The 15,904-nt window shown below is 66.9% G+C and carries 11 protein-coding genes and 4 tRNA genes; 7 read left to right on the forward strand and 8 right to left on the reverse strand.

The features are described 5' to 3' along the window. Positions 1-85 precede the first annotated feature (85 nt). The 5 genes from ACIA76_RS24080 to ACIA76_RS24100 all read right to left on the reverse strand — a co-directional run bounded on the left by ACIA76_RS24080 (position 86) and on the right by ACIA76_RS24100 (position 5,671). Entirely contained in the window at positions 86-2,092 is a 2,007-nt protein-coding gene (locus tag ACIA76_RS24080) for an LCP family protein (protein WP_397154274.1), read from the reverse strand. A 205-nt stretch (positions 2,093-2,297) separates the two neighbouring features. Continuing rightward, entirely contained in the window at positions 2,298-3,446 is a 1,149-nt protein-coding gene (gene dusB / locus ACIA76_RS24085) for a tRNA dihydrouridine synthase DusB (protein ID WP_397154275.1), read from the reverse strand. 126 nt (positions 3,447-3,572) lie between these two features. Further along, positions 3,573-4,556, reverse strand: a complete 984-nt coding sequence (locus ACIA76_RS24090) for an acyl-ACP desaturase (RefSeq protein ID WP_397154277.1) — start codon at positions 4,554-4,556, stop codon at positions 3,573-3,575. A 299-nt stretch (positions 4,557-4,855) separates the two neighbouring features. Next, positions 4,856-5,452, reverse strand: coding sequence for a DUF937 domain-containing protein (locus tag ACIA76_RS24095; RefSeq protein WP_397154279.1), 597 nt, complete (start codon positions 5,450-5,452; stop codon positions 4,856-4,858). A gap of 146 nt (positions 5,453-5,598) precedes the next feature. After that, a tRNA-Lys gene (locus ACIA76_RS24100) sits at positions 5,599-5,671 on the reverse strand. Positions 5,672-6,868: 1,197 nt separating this feature from the next. On the opposite strand from ACIA76_RS24100, the gene ACIA76_RS24105 reads away from it, so the two are divergent. The 4 genes from ACIA76_RS24105 to ACIA76_RS24120 all read left to right on the forward strand — a co-directional run bounded on the left by ACIA76_RS24105 (position 6,869) and on the right by ACIA76_RS24120 (position 7,918). Beyond that, positions 6,869-7,528 (forward strand): TetR family transcriptional regulator, encoded by a 660-nt coding sequence (locus ACIA76_RS24105; protein ID WP_397154281.1) that lies wholly within the window; start codon positions 6,869-6,871, stop codon positions 7,526-7,528. A 103-nt stretch (positions 7,529-7,631) separates the two neighbouring features. Beyond that, positions 7,632-7,704: transfer RNA gene (locus tag ACIA76_RS24110), tRNA-Glu, on the forward strand. A gap of 29 nt (positions 7,705-7,733) precedes the next feature. Next, positions 7,734-7,807 (forward strand) — tRNA-Asp (locus ACIA76_RS24115). A 37-nt stretch (positions 7,808-7,844) separates the two neighbouring features. Next, positions 7,845-7,918 (forward strand) — tRNA-Phe (locus ACIA76_RS24120). A 783-nt stretch (positions 7,919-8,701) separates the two neighbouring features. On the opposite strand, the gene ACIA76_RS24125 is transcribed toward ACIA76_RS24120, so the two are convergent. Beyond that, positions 8,702-9,394 (reverse strand): hypothetical protein, encoded by a 693-nt coding sequence (locus ACIA76_RS24125; protein ID WP_397154282.1) that lies wholly within the window; start codon positions 9,392-9,394, stop codon positions 8,702-8,704. 91 nt (positions 9,395-9,485) lie between these two features. On the opposite strand from ACIA76_RS24125, the gene ACIA76_RS24130 reads away from it, so the two are divergent. Further along, positions 9,486-9,662, forward strand: a complete 177-nt coding sequence (locus ACIA76_RS24130; protein WP_397154284.1) for a hypothetical protein — start codon at positions 9,486-9,488, stop codon at positions 9,660-9,662. A gap of 119 nt (positions 9,663-9,781) precedes the next feature. After that, complete coding sequence (locus tag ACIA76_RS24135; protein ID WP_397154527.1) at positions 9,782-10,483, forward strand: polyprenol monophosphomannose synthase; 702 nt, start codon at positions 9,782-9,784, stop codon at positions 10,481-10,483. Between the two features lie 3 nt (positions 10,484-10,486). On the opposite strand, the gene ACIA76_RS24140 is transcribed toward ACIA76_RS24135, so the two are convergent. Beyond that, positions 10,487-11,959 carry an HAD-IB family hydrolase gene (locus tag ACIA76_RS24140; protein WP_397154286.1) on the reverse strand — a complete coding sequence of 491 codons (1,473 nt, stop codon included), beginning with the start codon at positions 11,957-11,959 and terminating at the stop codon, positions 10,487-10,489. Then, positions 11,960-14,347 carry a glycerol-3-phosphate 1-O-acyltransferase gene (locus ACIA76_RS24145; RefSeq protein ID WP_397154529.1) on the reverse strand — a complete coding sequence of 796 codons (2,388 nt, stop codon included), beginning with the start codon at positions 14,345-14,347 and terminating at the stop codon, positions 11,960-11,962. Positions 14,348-14,533: 186 nt separating this feature from the next. Here ACIA76_RS24145 and ACIA76_RS24150 point away from each other — a divergent pair, with 186 nt between their 5' ends. Continuing rightward, on the forward strand, positions 14,534-15,862 hold the full coding sequence (locus ACIA76_RS24150) for a salicylate synthase (protein ID WP_397154287.1): 1,329 nt from the start codon (positions 14,534-14,536) through the stop codon (positions 15,860-15,862). Positions 15,863-15,904: the final 42 nt, after the last annotated feature.

Raw genomic sequence — 15,904 nt, forward strand, 5'->3', positions numbered from 1 at the left:
GTTCCCGGCCCTGACCAAGTCACGAACGGTGGGTGAACCGCTGGTGTTGCCAGTTACTAGCCACGTCTTCGCAGGTGAGCGTCGGTTATTTACACAGGTCGTCGGCCGCGTTGACATGCTCGAGGTCCGAGGGCAGTGTGACCGGCGTCTCGGGTGCGCCATCGGCGGCCGCGGGCATGGCGGGCAGCGGATTGCCGAAGGATATCGGGGTGCGGATCGTGCCCTGATAATCGGCGCCCAGCGCCACCTCGACGATGCTGCCCAGGCCCGAGGCCGTCTCGAGCCGCGCGCCCGGGATCGCCGAGGCGACGGTCGCCGCCTCGGCCTCGTGTCCGGACGAGTAGCGCACCTTCGTCGCCGGAATCGTTCCGCCGGAATAGTTTCCGACGTTGAAGATCTGAAAACCCTGATTGGACAGCTTGTTCGCGGCGGTGGCCGCCACGCCGGTGATCCCGGAGCCGTTGGACACCTGCACCGATACCGTGCTCGGATCGGCGGCGGTGAGCTGACGCGGTGCGGGCGGTTCGGCGGGGGTGGGCGGGGCGATCGGCTTCTTCTCCCCGGGCAGCGGCTGATCGTCGATGATCGCGGTGAAGATCGCCTTGATATCCGACTCACGCGGAATCTCGTTGCCGTAGGAGGTGGTTCCGGCCGTGGGGACGGTCAGGAATGTGATCGCGCCGGCATCCACCTTTTGCAGCGAACGACCCAGTGTCAGTAGGTCGTTGGTGTTGACATGGTCCATCATCGCATGGCTGGAGAAGGCGCCGATGAAGCTGTTCATCTTGCCGGGGTCGAACAGCGTCTTGTTCGACAGCGCGCTACGCAGCAGCGACGACATGAACCGCTGCTGACGATTGATGCGGTCGTAATCGCTGCGGAACTCGCCCGATACGTGCCGGGCCCGCACATAGTCCAGCGCGGTCGAGCCGTTGATGATCTGCTTGCCCGCCGTGGGCAGAACGGTACCGAGCTCCTCGTCGACCAGCGGTTTGGAGGTGCAGACCTCCACGCCGCCGACGGTGTCGACCATCGACTGGAATCCGCTGAAGTCCAGGCCGATGAAGTGATTGATCTTCAGGCCGGACAGCTTGGTGATCACCGAGGTCAGGCATTTGGGCCCGCCCAGGGCGTAGACGGCGTTGAGCTTGTCGCCGATCGCGGATGGGAACGAGGTGCCGGTATAGCGGCGGTTCTCGTTGTCCCAGCCCTCGCAGGACGGACGGGAGACGTCGAGATCGCGGGGGAAGGACACGGCCACGACGCGCTGCCGGCTCTCCGGGATGTTCACCAGCATGACGGTGTCGGCCCGGGCGCCCTCGGCGTCGTCGGTCGTGCCCGCGCCGAGTTGGCCGTCGGCGCCCGCGCGGGTGTCGTTGCCGATGATGAGGAAGTTCTCGTCGCCGAGCTGACCGCCGGGATTGACGACGTCGGGGGAGTTCAGGTCCACCGCGTCGACCTTGTTCTTGTCGAAGGCGTGATTGGTGGCGCGCAGATAGTTCCAGCCCGCGCCGGTGAGGACCAGGGTCAGCACCGTGACCACCGCGGCCACGCTGCGGCCGATCAGGTGCATCCGGCCCGTCCGGCGCTGCCGATTCGCGGCCAGGCGCGAGAGGGGCGGCTTACCAATGGATTTCGGCCTCGCCCGTTGCTGATCGAGCTCCAGCGGCGGGTTGTCCGGGTCCGTGGTGGGCAGGACGTCGGTGGGCTGGTCGACGAGCCTGGCCCGCTGGGCGGCGTACGGGTCGACGGGATCATCGGCGGTCGGGGCCCGGAAGTAGGCGGGCGGCAACGCGTCCGGTTCGGCCGCGGCGTGCGGTGCCGCGGCGGAAGCGGTTTCGCCCCGCGGCGCGCGCGGGGCGGCGTGCTGCGCCGGAAGCGTGGTGTCGGTGGGCAGATCGGCGACGCGTTCACTGTCGACCTTCTGCATCAGATCGTGCACGGTCACAGGCCCGTCGGCCGCTTCGTCGGCATATCGATTGCGCCGCCCGGGCCGTTCATCGTCCGCCTCGGCCTCCGCAGTGGAGTAGCGCTCCCAGGGGGCGCGACCTCCGGGCGCGGGCGTCCGCCCGCGCCGATCGTCGTCACCCACCAACGAACCTCGTTTCACTCACACTCGGGGACCGGCTTGCCCGTTCAACGGCAGTGCCCTTCGCAATGATAACGATTGAGCCACGATGGGCCACCTGACACGACGAGAGATCCCGGCGAAAAGCGCGCCGGGACCATGAGGTGGGGTGGCGACGGGACCATGAGGTGGGGTGGCGCATGCTGGGGCCACGCGGTCGAGGGGTGGATCAGCCGCCCGAATGCATGACGTCGGCGGCCGTGGGGACGGCGCGGTCTTCGGGGTCGTCGAGCCAGCCGTGCGGGAGGCTGACCTTGCCGGGGGAGCCCTGGCGACCTCGGGGGCCCTCGGCGTCCTTGGGGAAGGGGGCCGACGGGTCCAATTGGGCGATCAGATCCTGTAATTCGGTGAGGTGTGCGACGGTGGCGAAGCGGCGGCGTAGATCGGCGCCGACCGGGAAGCCCATCAGATACCAGGCCATATGTTTGCGCAGGTCGCGCATGCCCCGGTCCTCGCCGTAGTGCTCGGCCAGCAGGCTCGCGTGGCGGTAGAGGATCGCACCGACGCGGCCGAGGTTCGGACCCTCGGGGATCGGCTCACCGCGCAGCGCCGCCTGCAGTTCGGCGAACAGCCAGGGGCGGCCCAGACAGCCGCGGCCGACAACCACACCGTCGCAACCGGTTTCGGCCATCATCCGCACCGCGTCGTCGGCGCTGAAGATATCGCCGTTGCCGAGGACGGGGATGGTCGTGACCGCCTCCTTCAACCGGGCGATCGCCGACCAGTCCGCCTCGCCCGAATAGCGCTGCGCGGCCGTGCGGGCATGCAGCGCGACCGCCGCGGCGCCCTCGGCCTCGGCGATGCGGCCGGCGTTCAAGTAGGTGATGTGCTCGTCGTCGATGCCGATGCGGAACTTCACGGTGATCGGAATGCCCGCGGGCGCGGCCGCGCTCACCATCGCGCGCACGATCGCCTCGAACAGCCGCCGCTTGTACGGCAGCGCGGCGCCGCCGCCGAGCCGGGTCACCTTCGGCACCGGACAGCCCAGATTGAGATCGATGTGATCGGCCCAGCCCTCGCCCACGATGACGCGGACGGCCTCGCCGAGGGTGGCCGGGTCGACGCCGTACAGCTGCATCGAGCGGGGATTCTCGTCCGGCCCGAACGACATCATGTGCAGCGTCTTCTCGTTGCGCTCCACCACGGCCCGGGCCGTGATCATCTCGCAGACGTAGATCGATGTGGCGCTGCCGAACTCCCGGCACAACGTCCGGAAGGCGACATTGGTGATGCCGGCCATCGGTGCGAGCACAACGGGCGGATCGACCGGGTAGGGGCCGATCCGCAAGTCGTTCCTGGTCTCGAGCGCCGCGGTCATGGATTCCATTTTCTCATCCGTCCGATCGAGGCGTTCGGGCGGGGAGCGAAGCGGAGGACAGAGGGACCGAGATCACGAGGGGCGCGGCGAACCGCGCCGCGGGAGGCGGCGCAGTGGACACGACGCTCAGCGGGCCGAGGAACCCGCCAGCTGGCGTTCGCGCTTGAGGGCCTCGCGGGCGAGCATGCGGTCGCGCTGCTCCTCGAACTTCACGACGTCCTTGCTCAGCCTGTCCAGGTACAGGCCCAGGCGCTCGCGGGCCGCCTCGCCGCGGGCGGTGAAGTCGTCGCGCTCGAAGATGCGCCACTTCTTCAGGACCGGCTGGACCACCTCTTCGAGGTGCTGACGCAGGTCGTAGATGCCGTGCTTGGCCATCAGCACGCCGTTGCGACGGAAGTTCGGCATGCCCGCGCCCGGCATCTGGAAGTTCTCGAGGATCAGGGTGATCGCGTCGAGCGTCTGATCGGGCGTCAGATCCAGCGCCGCCCCGCACATGTTGCGATAGAAGATCATGTGCAGGTTCTCGTCGGCCGCGACGCGCTGCAGCATGCGGTCGGCGATCGGATCGTCGCAGACCTTACCGGTGTTGCGGTGGCTGACGCGGGTGGCCAGCTCCTGGAAGGTCACGTACGCAACCGAATACAGGAATCCGGCCTGATCCTCGGGCAGTTGATCCGCCGGGGAGGCGAAGCCGTTGGTCATATGGATCAGGCGCGCCTGTTCGAGCGCGACCGGATCGACGCCGCGGGTGACCACGAGGTAGTCGCGCATGACGATGCCGTGCCGGTTCTCCTCGGCGGTCCAACGGCCGACCCAGGTGCCCCACGCGCCGTCCTGGGAGAAATTCTCGGCGATCTCGCGGTGATACGAGGGCAGGTTGTCCTCGGTGAGCAGATTGGTGATCATCGCCGCCTTGGCGACCTCGTTCAGCTTCGACTGGGAGGGGTCCCAATCCACGCCCCCGAGCGCGGCGAAGTTGTGACCGTCGTCCCACGGCACGTAGTCATGCGGATGCCATTCCTTGGCCATGGAGAGGTGGCGGTTGACGTTCTGTTCGGCAACCGGCTCCAACTCCGACAGCAGTTCGAGTTGAGTCAGATCCTTTGCCATAAAAGTGCGCCCTTCGATGTTGTCATGCGATCTTGCTCGTCGACCCCCTGAGCCGTGTGGTCGCGACCTCATACCTTACGACACCGTAGGTGTGACGCGAAACGCATACACGCGACCCGACCGTGTCCGTGACCGAACTCATACGAGGTCGATGGCGCTTGTGTCGATCGGTTCCGAGTGTAGGCCTGTACCGGGTATCAAGGGTGTATCGGTGATCGGTGCGAAGACGTTAGCCTCCTCACGAAAAACCGCCCGTGCCAAGGGCAACGGGCGGTGGTGGGCCGACGTGCCCAGGGTCGTCAGCGTTTCCCGCCGAGCAGCCCGCCGAGGACGTTGCCGAGGACGCTACCGGCGTTCTTGCCGAGCGCGTCCGACAGTGCGCCGCCGAGCCCGCCGTTCTTCGACGCACCGCCGAGCAGGCCGCCGAGGACGTCGGCGAGCGGGCCGTTTCCGGCGCTCCCCTTCTCTTCCGCGCCCGTCCCCGACGACTCACCCTTGCCGAGCATCTGCTTGCCGAGATAGGCGAGCACGATCGGGGCCAGGATGGGCAGCACCTTGGCGACCAGATCGTTACCGCCGGAGCCGCCGGTCGCGCCGAGCGCGTTGATGACTGTGTTCTTCTCGGAACCGAAGACGTCGTCGACGATCTGCGCGCCCGCCCGCGTATCGACCTGATCGACGTCGACGCCACCGGCGAGCAGGTTCTCGTCCTGCTGATCCACCAACCCCTGCAGCGACTGTTCCTGCGCGGAGTTGCTCGTTTTTGCCTGGAGCCCGCCCAGCAACACTGGCAGGGCCTTGTTCACCGCATCCCTCGCGGTCGCCTCGTCGACGCCGAGCTTGCCGGCGATCTGTCCGATCGGAACTTGGGAGAGCAGGTCATCGAAGGAAGTCATAGCTCCGCCTCTCTCATGGGATGAGCCGGTGGCCACCGGTCGAATCCCACGGTAGGCGATCTCGGCGACGGCCGGGAGTGGGTTTGCCGGGCCACATCGATCAATGCCGACGGGCCGGAGCGAGTATCGCTCCGGCCCGTCGAAGGTGCCCCCACCAGGGCTCGAACCTGGGACCTGCGGATTAAAAGTCCGTAGCTCTACCAACTGAGCTATAGGGGCGCGGTGCGCAAGTCTAATGCGCGGTTCGCGCAAGTGGTAACCGGTATCCGTTGTGCCCGAACCATTCGATCGTTTCCGCTGGTCGATACGGATTTCCGGCCCGCCCCGGCCGCTCGGCGCACGTACTGGGTACGGCCCCTTGACTTCCCGGCCCACCCGGCCCCATGCGCCCGATATGAACCCGATGTTCTCGGCGCGTGCCACCCTTATGTCCGCGATGCGTGCCGACCTTGTGTTCGCGGTCCGTGCCAGCCTTGTGTTTCCGTGTGTGTACCAACCCCATGTTCCCGTGTGCGTACCAACCCCATGTCCCCGTGTGCGTACCAACCCCATGTCCCCGTGTGCGTACCAACCCCATGTCCCCGGCGCGCTTTTCGCCGGGGCCCGGCGAGTCGACACGCGAAGCGACCACGGAAGCGATACACAGGCGACGAGTATGGCGATAGGGGCTTCGGGTCGATGAGACGGCGGAGTAGAACAGAGGGTGGTTTCCCGCACGGCTCCGGGCAATCCCATTGGTTCCCAATTTGTTTCACGGCGGAAATATGTAAATATCTTCCAATAGTGGTGCGTGGCAACGTAATTGGTATGCGGAGGTTGGCAGTGTCGCAGTATGGGTCCGGGGGGAGACGGGCGGCGGGGTGGGGTCGGGTGGCGGACGGCGAGGTGGCCGGCCGGAGTTCGCGGGACGGTGAACGATGGTGGGGCGCCGCGGAATTCGCGAATGACGCGAATCGCCCAAGCGGTTGCGGGGTATTTGCCAAAAGGGGCGAAAGGCAATCCAGCGAACTGACTTGCCGGTACGCCACACGTTGGGCGCTGTTTCGAGGTACGGTGACCGCTTGGTGAATTCCGACGGAACCGAGAGTGCTTCGGTGAGACGGGATTCCGCCTATGGTTGATGTGCCCGAACGTGTCGCGACCGGTCTGGCCGCTCGCGACGCCCTGGAGACCGCTTCGCAGGAGGCAGATCCGAGACGAAGAAAAAGCCCGGGTGCGCACCCCCTGCAGCGCACCCGGGCGTCGAGAACTATACCACCTGGTGTGCTTCAGGTTTCTCGTCATTTTTCGTACCAAAAGTTTGGAAACCGGGCGATAGCCCGAGTGGAAGTAATTGAAAATCTCATAACTTCGCGTCGAGGACTGTTCCCCCATGGCGGTCCGCCGGCGGCAAGTAGCTTCGGAGGCGTTTCGAGCATGGCACGGCAGCAAGAGCGGGCCCGCCGGACACGTGCGGCGATCATCAGGTCCGCCGCCGTTGAATTCGGAAAGAGCGGCTATGCCGCGGCATCGCTGAACCGGATATTGGAGGGCTCGCGGGCCACCAAGGGGGCGATGTACTTCCACTTCGACTCGAAGGAGGACCTGGCCCGAGCGGTACTGGACGCCGCCGTCGAGCGCTACCGCGCGACCACCGAACGATGGCTCACCCGTACGGATCTCGGTCCGCTGGACGTGCTCCACGGGATGGTCGACGAGGTCGCGCTGCGACTGGAGAACGACATCATCATTCAGGCCGAGTTCCGGCTCATCATCGAACCGGAGTTCTATCGCGATGTTCAGGCCGGGGGCGGGCGCATCCTCAGCCGGTCCACGCGGCTGCTGGCCGTGCGCGCGATCGAACAGAAGCAGTTGCGCCCCGACTCCGACCCGGATCGGTTCACCCGCACCCTCACCGCCGCACTGGCAGGACAGCGCTACATCCTCGACCAGCTCGGCCCCGGTCTGGATCTGCGGACCCGATTCACCGAGGCGCTTGAGGTCATCATCGAATCGATGGCCACCCCCGAGTGGCTCGACGAGTTCCGTCGCGACAGTTGGCGGGCCACCGCCCGATTGGAGGACCTGGGCGTCTAGTTGGGCCCCTGACCAGCCGATTTGGGAATCCAGCTCGGGCTGTCATAAGCTAACCGGGCTCCCAACGGAAGCCGTTGCGAAACGGACCGGAGAGATCCGGCGGGCCCCCTTCGTCTAGCGGCCTAGGACGCCGCCCTTTCAAGGCGGTAGCGCGGGTTCGAATCCCGTAGGGGGTACGGTGGCAACACCGTTGAGAGCAGAGCAAGGCCCTGTGGCGCAGTTGGTTAGCGCGCCGCCCTGTCACGGCGGAGGTCGCGGGTTCGAGTCCCGTCAGGGTCGCAAGTTGTGCTTAGGCATTCGGGTTCGGGTGCCTCCCGGCCAGGTAGCTCAGTTGGTACGAGCGTCCGCCTGAAAAGCGGAAGGTCGCCGGTTCGATCCCGGCCTTGGCCACCCTCTCAGGCTCCCCCTTGTTCAGGGGGAGCCTTTACCTTTTTCGAGGGTGATATGTGGGGGGCTCGCCCCCCACGCCCCCAGACCAAGGGGCTTCGCCCCCTGGACCCCCTTTCATTTCGGCCGCGTTCTGGGGAGTGCGGTGTTTTCTTGGTGTGCTGTGGAAGTGGTTGCGTGAGTTGGGTTCGCGTGGGTGTTTCTGGATGGGAAGTTCCTCGGGGGAGTTTGGGAACGCGTGGGTTCCGGGGACGTGTCATGCAATTCTTGGGGCTGGGTTGAGCGGTTGCGGGGGCGAAAAGGTGGGGGCGATAGGGGTTTTGCTGATTGGTATCTGGGCGGGCGTGGAGGGTTCGGCTCTCGGAGCATTCGGGGGCTTGCCAATTCGCGTCTGGTGATCCGGGTGATTGCTCGGGCGGGCTTGGTGGGTGCGGTTTGCTCGGGCTTATCGGGCAGAGTTGCCTAGGCTGACTGTGCGGATTGCTCGAGTTCATCGAAGTGGGTTGCTCGGACTGCCATGGGGCGCCCAGTCTTATCGCACTGTTTCCTCGGCCTTGTCCACACTGTTTCCCCGATCTTGCCCGTGTGGTTTACCGTTGCGGCCCTTGTCCGGACGGTTCTCAACCTGTCCCTGCCCCTGCGGTTTCCGCTCCGTCCCACCCCTGTCCCTTGTCCGGACGGAGTCCGGACAAGGGTGATCTTCCTCATTTTCATAGCCGATTGCGATCGATGAGCGGCTCGAAAAGAATTGTCTCCAGAGGAATCTGAAAGACTCGAATCGAATCATCACTTCAAGACATTCACCGCGCGGGCTATCACAAGCGACATGGTGATGACCGAGATCGCCGCCTCCAGCATCATCGTCAGTTTGGCGGGGCGGGACATCGGGAGTACATCGGTGGGGCTGAAGGCGGTGGCGTTGGTGAAGGACAGGTACAGGTAGTCCGCGAACTCCGGTTCCCAGGTGGGGTCGGTGAGGTCGGGGTTCTGCATTTGGACGAACATGAAGTCGGGGAAGGGTTTTCGGGCGTGGGCGCGGGCGGCGGGGCCGCCTCGGTCGTATTGCCAGTACCAGAGGGCGAAGGCGGTCAGGTTGGTGAGCCAGATGGCGCCGCCGGAGCCGAGCAGGACGATCGGGTCGTCGCCTACGTGGCCGTTGATCAGCGCCAGCACCAGGCGGCAGACCGACCAGGCGGTGGCGATGCCGATCACGGCGGTCAGGCCCAGGCTCACCAGGCGCAGCCAGCGTCCCTCTCGATCTATCCGCACCGGATTGCCGATGAACAGGACCGCCAGCAGCATCGCCTCCAGTGCGGGCAGCAGCCACTGCGGCTGGGGCGAGAACTGTTCGGGCAGCACCAGTTGCAGCACGATGACGCCCACTATGGCCGCGGTCGCCGCCAGCCGGGATTCGCCCGTGGTTCGGCGGGCCCACGCGGGGACCTGATCGTCGGTCGTATCGTCCTTGGAGCCGGTCACGCGTGCAGTATCACCCGGGCGCCACCGCAGTGGCGGGGGCTACTCGGTGCGAGTCGCTGACAAGATCGCCGCCCGATGCGATGCTGGTCACATGGGCGAATCGGATAGCGCTTGGTACTACTGCCTCAAGCATCACCGCGCTGAACAGGGCAAACGATGCTGGTTCGCCGACCGCATGGGTCCGTATCCGGATCGGGCCACCGCCGAACGGGCGCTCGAAATCGCTCGCGAACGTAACGTCAGCGCGGATGCCCGCGACGAGTCCTGAAGCGGGGGCGCTCGAGTCGGACCAGCTCAGCGTCTACCTAGGCGCATCCGCTACCGTCTGTGTTCAGCAGGACTGAGCGTGATTCGACCGGAGGGCGACTTGTGAAGGTGACCGTGGTGGTGCCGACCTACAACGAGCGGGAAAACCTGCCCGTGGCGGTGGAGCGACTGACCGCGCTCTCGGTCGCCGACCTGCACGTGCTGGTCGTCGACGACAACTCCCCGGACGGTACCGGCGAGGTCGCCGACAAGCTGGCCGCCGAACTCCCGAACGCGGTCGGCGTGCTGCATCGCACCGAGAAGGACGGCCTCGGCCGCGCCTATATCGCGGGCATCACCAGGGCGCTGGACGAGGGCGCCGATGTCGTCATCCAGATGGATGCCGATCTGTCCCATCCGGCCGAGGTTATCCCGGCCATGCTCGACAAGCTCGAGACCTCCGGCGCCGGTGTGGTGCTCGGCTCGCGCTACGTCGAGGGCGGTTCGACCGCCGAGGAGTGGAAGTGGCATCGCAAGGCCCTCTCGGCCTGGGCCAACTTCTACGTGAATCTCATCCTGCGCCTCGGCGTCCGGGACGCGACCGCCGGTTTCAAGGCCTGGAAGGCCGAGACGCTGCGGGCCATCGACGTCGCCGCCATCCGCAGCAACGGCTACTCCTTCCAGGTCGAGATGAACTATCGGACCATCAAGAAGGGGATCTCGATCGCCGAGGTGCCGATCCGCTTCGAGGAGCGCACCAAGGGTGCGTCCAAGATGAGCCTGCGGGTGCAGCTGGAATCGGCGCTCATGCCGTGGAAGCTGTTGTTCGGCAAGAAGGTCTGACTCTCACCGAGTAGTGAGGGCCGCATCCGAATCGGGAGCCGGCCAGTCCAGCAGGGTGTCGACGAACAGCTGCCGCACCCGGTCGATCTCGGCATCCATCCGCTGGGGGTCCCAGCCGCTCACATCGATCGGCGGCAGCACCGCCACGTCCACGATGCCCTTGCGCACGATCGCCGAATTGCGCCAGGCGATTTCGCCCGCATTGCGGATCACGATCGGAATGACCGGCACGCCCGCCTGGATCGCGATATGGAAGGCCCCCTTCTTGAACGGGCCCACCCGCGGTGTGAGCGAGCGCGTGCCCTCGGGCGCGATGACCAGGGACAGACCGCCGCGCAGGGTGTCGACCACGGGAATCAGCGCGGCCCTGGCCCCCTCGGTATCGGAGCGGTCGATGAAGGTCGCCCCGGTGAAGCGCAGCAGCGGCCCGAAGATCGGATTGGCCGTGATCTCCTGCTTCGCGATGCCGGTGAAGCCCGCGCCGAGCACCTCCGCCAGCACCACCATGTCGAACTGGCTCTGATGGTTGAACAGGAATACCGCCGGGCGCGGCGCCCGCGCATGCCGCGCGCCGACGATCCGGATCCGCACGCCGGTCGTGCGCAGCGTGGCATCGGCGGCGACGCCGATCATGGCATCGGCCATCCGCCGCCGATCGCGGGTGCCCGATGTGGCGAGCGCCCCGGCCGCGGCACCGCCGAGCAGTCCGGCGAAACCCACTGCGGTGCGGGCGATATCGCGCAGCCGCGCGGGTGCGCGGGGACGGAAGGTCAGCACCGGCCAGCCGCGTTCGGTGGCCTCCATCGCGACGCGCGGATCCGGGTTGACCGCCGTCGGATGGCCCGTCATGTCCAGTAGCGGCAGGTCGGGGGCGGCGTCGGCGTAGGCGTAACTCGCGGGGAGATCGAGGCCGTGGGTCGCGGCGAATCGGCGCACCGCCTCGGCTTTACCGGTGCGCCACAGCGGTTTTCCGTCCACATGGCCGGTGAGCACGCCGTCGCGCACCGCCATCGGGGTGTAGAGCACATGATCGATGCCCAATTCCGTTGCGGCGGGGAGTACTTGGAAGCGGGTCAGGCAGGTGGCCAGCACGATCGTATGCCCGGCCGCCTCGTGGGCGCGGATCAGTCGCCAGGCCTCCGGGTAGAGGTGTCCGTAAATCGTTCGGCGGAAAAGGTTTTCGCCGAGTTCGGTGAGTTCGGACTCCGAATGACCGGCCCAGGTGTGCATGGTTCGCTGCAGGAAGCGCTCGTATTCGCCCTCGCCCCGGGCCCCGCGAATGCTGGTGAGCAGGCTTTCGGCCAGGGTGCGGCGGGTGGCCCGGCGGCGCAGCATCCGCCGCGGGCCCGACGGCGGCGTGAAGCCGTGCACCACCGTGCCGCCGAAGTCGAAGATCGCGCCCACCCGCGGGCCGCGCGGACCCGAGCGGATCGCCGCCACCGCCGCGTCGAGACTCCGCTCGCCGGCTTCACTCATCTACACCTCCACCCGATTGGACGGATCCAGTGTGGCGGCCCGCGAGATGCGCGCACCGATGGTCCGCAATTCGTCGGCGAAGGCGCGGCGGCGTGCGGCCAGATCGAAACCGCCGGGCTGCAGCAGGCCGTGATTGTCGGCGAGTTTTATTGCGCTGGAGAACAATTCGGATGACACCGATTCCGGGCTGTGCAGGCGCTGCTGGAGCAGCATCTGGCGGCCGACGGCCAGGCATTCCTCGAGGAACTGCTTATGGTCCCACGGCTTGGCGATATCGCGATCGGCCAGCCGCTCGGCCACCACCAGTTGCGCGTCGAAGAACGACCGCAGCACGCGATGGGCCATGATGAAGCCGGAATCGGCGAGCTCGGCCGCGATATCGGCGCCGACGGTGCCGTCACCGGCCCGGTCGTGCCAGTCCGGATCCACCAGCAGCATCTCTCGGGAGATCTGCGTGGCGAATTCGGCGCGCTCGGGGAAGAAGAATTCGAACTTCAGCAGATCGCGCAGCCGATAGGCGGTGTCCCAGCCGACCTCGAGCTGCTTACCCTCCGGCGCCTCGACCGCGGTGAGGACGGCCAGCTCCAGAATGGCGCGATTGACGAACCAGTGCACGGCGCTGTTGCGATAGAAGGCCGCCTCGAGATGTGCGCCCGGTTCGATGGCGTAAACCGGTTCCAGCCCACCGCGATACACCGTCACGACCTTCGCGACCGACAGCTGTTCGAGGACGACCGCGAGCCCGTGATTGTCGCGCAGTGTGGCGAGTTCGCCGCTGGGCAGGTGGCGGCGCTCGATGTAGCCGAGTACCGGCATGAGCACCGCGCGCACCTCGCCGAGGGTGAGGGCGCGCACGTGTACGCCGAGCAGGGCCAGGGTGACCAGCGCGTTGACCGTGACCGGGGTGACCGCGTTGATGCCGACGGCCACCTCGAAGGCCAAGCGCTGGACGGCCTTTCGCTCCTGTTCGCGAACCTCGTCCGGAATGGGCTGGGCGGGGCCGCCATCCGGGATCAGCGGATCGCCGTGTGCGCGCAGATGTTCCTTGGCCGACAATGGCTCGCCGAAGCGCAGATAGACGCGTCCGGCCGAATGTTGTTGATTGCGAATATATCTGGCCAGCCAGGTCAGCCCCTCGGGCTTCTTCGCGCCGCCGACTTGTTCGGTGGCGATCGCGCCGAGTTCGTTGAGGCGTTCGTAGGTGATCGAGACGGGCACCAGCATCACATCGTCGACCCGCCGGGCGCGTAGCGCGGCGGCGAGGTAGTTGAGCAGGCCGTAGCGCGGCGGGCGCAGCTTGCCGGTGCGGCTGCGGCCGCCCTCGAAGTACCACTCCATATTGAACCGTTTGGCCAGCAGATACGCGAAGTACTCCTCGACGACGGCCTTGTACACCTCGTCGTCGCCGAAACTGCGGCGGATGAACACGGTTCCGGTGCGCCGGGCGATCGGGCCCATCGGCCAGAAGCTCAGATTCGCGCCGCCGATCACATGGTTCGGCGGAAAGTCGTTGCGGGCCAGCACATCGCCGAGCACGAAGGCATCCACATAGGAACGGTGCGAGGGCAGGAAGACCAGAGGATAGCGGCGGTTGAGGCGGCGCAGCCCGGCCAGTCCGGACGGTTCGAGCTCGACCTTCCATGCCGACGCGTGCACCGGGCGCATGGCCTGAGTGAACAGATCCGACACCAGACGGCTCTGTGCCGCAACCAATTCCCGCAGCCCCTTCTCCGCGCGGCGGTACACCTCGCGTGGGTTGGCGTCCAGATGCGCGGCGATCGCGTCGAGGCGGCGCAGGAATTCCGGGGAGTCGAGGATCTCCTCGACGACCAGCCGGGGCACCTTGTAGCGATCGCCGATGACCGACCGCTCGGCACGTTCGAGCGCCACGATGCCCGCGCGGACGATGGCGCGCGCGAACGGTTCCGCGCTGGCGGCGACGGCCGGGTTGTTGGCACGCAGTGCGCTGAGCCGGGCGGGCTGGCCGGTGAGGACGAGATGGCGGTCGGGTGCCTTGGCGACCAGGCGGCGTTGCATCAGCCGATGCGGTTTGCGCGGATTGCTGAGGCTGACCAGATCGGTGAAGGTGGTGCGGCGCACGCCATCTCGCTCCGGCGGCAGCCACAGCACGCGCACCGGCACGACGAGCGGATCGTCCTGGCGGCCGACCAGTCGCTCGGCCACCGCCGTGGGATCCAGATCGAGCTGGGTGACCGGCGCGTCGATGCCGTATTCGGCGGCGATCCCGCCCTCGGCCAGCCAGCCGCCGATCAACTCGCGCTCGACCGGTGAGGAGGCGTCCACCAGCGCGACCGCCGAACGCGGCCCGGAATTCGGTGTGGAATTCGGTGTGGTCGTGGCCGGGACATCGGCGCGGTGCTCGATCATGGCGGGGCCTTCCATCAAGTGACGCATCCCCATTGAAGCGCGCCGGCCCACAGTCTCGACGTATTTCCTCGCTATTGATCATGGTGTGCTCGTCCGCACATTCTCGGCGAACCGAGGTAATGCTAGCCTTACTTCCCGGGCTTAGGTAAGCATAACCTTGGAGGAATTGTGTCGACCACGGAGCGCATGCGAATCGAATATGGTGACATTCCGGGGGCGACATTCACCGCGGCGAGCGGAATTGATCCTGTGGCAGCGGTTTCCGCGCTCGCTGCCGCCGATCGATTCGGTGAATACGTGATGTACGAGCGGCCGGGGGAGTGGGTGTTCGCGGCAGATCCGATCGGCAGCGTGGAACTCGACGCCCGCGAACTGCGGATCGATTGGGACGGCGGCGTCACCGCCGCGCCGTGGGAGGGCCGCCCCGCGGCCGTGCTCGATCGGGCACTGGCCGGACTGGAGCTCGGCGGCCGGAATGCCTACGGCTGGATCGGATTCGAGTTCTGCGCCTGGGCGCTGGGCGCGACGGGGCATATCGATCCGCGAATGCCGTTGGCCCATCTGATGATTCCGCGCCTCGAGGTGTGTATCGGCACGACCGGTGTGCGGATCACGGGCGCCGCGCCGCATGAGGCCGATGAGATCCACGAGGTGATCGCCGCCGCGCAGCGGGCCGCGCCGCCCAGTCCGCGTCCCGCCGATATCTCCATCGATCCGACGGCGTATCGCGACCGGGTGGCCGGGGCCGTGGACGAGATTCGCGGCGGCCGCTATCAGAAGGTGATCCTGTCGCGGAAGGTCGATATCCCGTTCGTGGTCGACGTGCCGTCCACCTATCGGCTCGGCCGGGCCCGCAACACCCCCGCGCGCTCGTTCCTGCTGCGGCTCGGCGGCCTGGAGGCCGCGGGCTTCAGTCCGGAGCTGGTGGTCGCGGTCGACGAGGGCCGGATGGTGACCACCGAACCGCTCGCGGGCACAAGGGCTTTCGGCCGCGGCACCGAGATCGATCGCGCGGCCCGCGCAGAACTGCTCGGCGATCCCAAGGAGATCGTCGAACATGCTCTCTCGGTGCAGACCTCCTTCGCCGAGATCGCCGAGGTCGCCGAGCCGGGCACCACGGCCGTGTCGGATTTCATGGCCGTGCGCGAGCGCGGCAGCGTGCAGCATCTGGCCTCCACCGTCCGAGGTCATCTCGCACCGACCCGAACCCCGTGGGACGCACTGGAAGTACTGTTCCCCTCGGTCACCGCCTCGGGTATCCCGAAGTCCGCCGGTGTCGACGCCGTCTTCCGCCTGGACCATGACCCGCGCGGCCTCTATTCCGGTGCGGTGGTGACGATTTCCCCGACCGGCGCCCTCGAGGCGACCCTCGTCCTGCGCGCGGTCTACCAGACCACCGGCGGCGCGTGGCTGCGCGCGGGCGCGGGGATCGTCGCCCAGTCCCGTCCGGAGCGGGAGTTCGAGGAGACCTGCGAAAAGCTTTCCAGCATCGCGCCTTACGTGGTGGAGGCGTAACAGTCTTGTCGGCCTCGGCCCGTTCGCGGGCCGAGGCCGAGT

The sequence above is a fragment of the Nocardia sp. NPDC051570 genome (genome assembly GCF_044454005.1).
GTDB lineage: Bacteria > Actinomycetota > Actinomycetes > Mycobacteriales > Mycobacteriaceae > Nocardia.

Coding starts and splice junctions, on each gene's coding strand:
- ACIA76_RS24090 (WP_397154277.1), bottom strand. CDS start 4,556: ATGGCAAAGGATCTGACTCAACTCGAACTGCTGTCGGAGTTGGAGCCG.
- ACIA76_RS24105 (WP_397154281.1), top strand. CDS start 6,869: ATGGCACGGCAGCAAGAGCGGGCCCGCCGGACACGTGCGGCGATCATC.
- dusB (WP_397154275.1), bottom strand. CDS start 3,446: ATGACCGCGGCGCTCGAGACCAGGAACGACTTGCGGATCGGCCCCTAC.
- ACIA76_RS24095 (WP_397154279.1), bottom strand. CDS start 5,452: ATGACTTCCTTCGATGACCTGCTCTCCCAAGTTCCGATCGGACAGATC.
- ACIA76_RS24145 (WP_397154529.1), bottom strand. CDS start 14,347: ATGATCGAGCACCGCGCCGATGTCCCGGCCACGACCACACCGAATTCC.
- ACIA76_RS24150 (WP_397154287.1), top strand. CDS start 14,534: ATGCGAATCGAATATGGTGACATTCCGGGGGCGACATTCACCGCGGCG.
- ACIA76_RS24140 (WP_397154286.1), bottom strand. CDS start 11,959: ATGAGTGAAGCCGGCGAGCGGAGTCTCGACGCGGCGGTGGCGGCGATC.
- ACIA76_RS24130 (WP_397154284.1), top strand. CDS start 9,486: ATGGGCGAATCGGATAGCGCTTGGTACTACTGCCTCAAGCATCACCGC.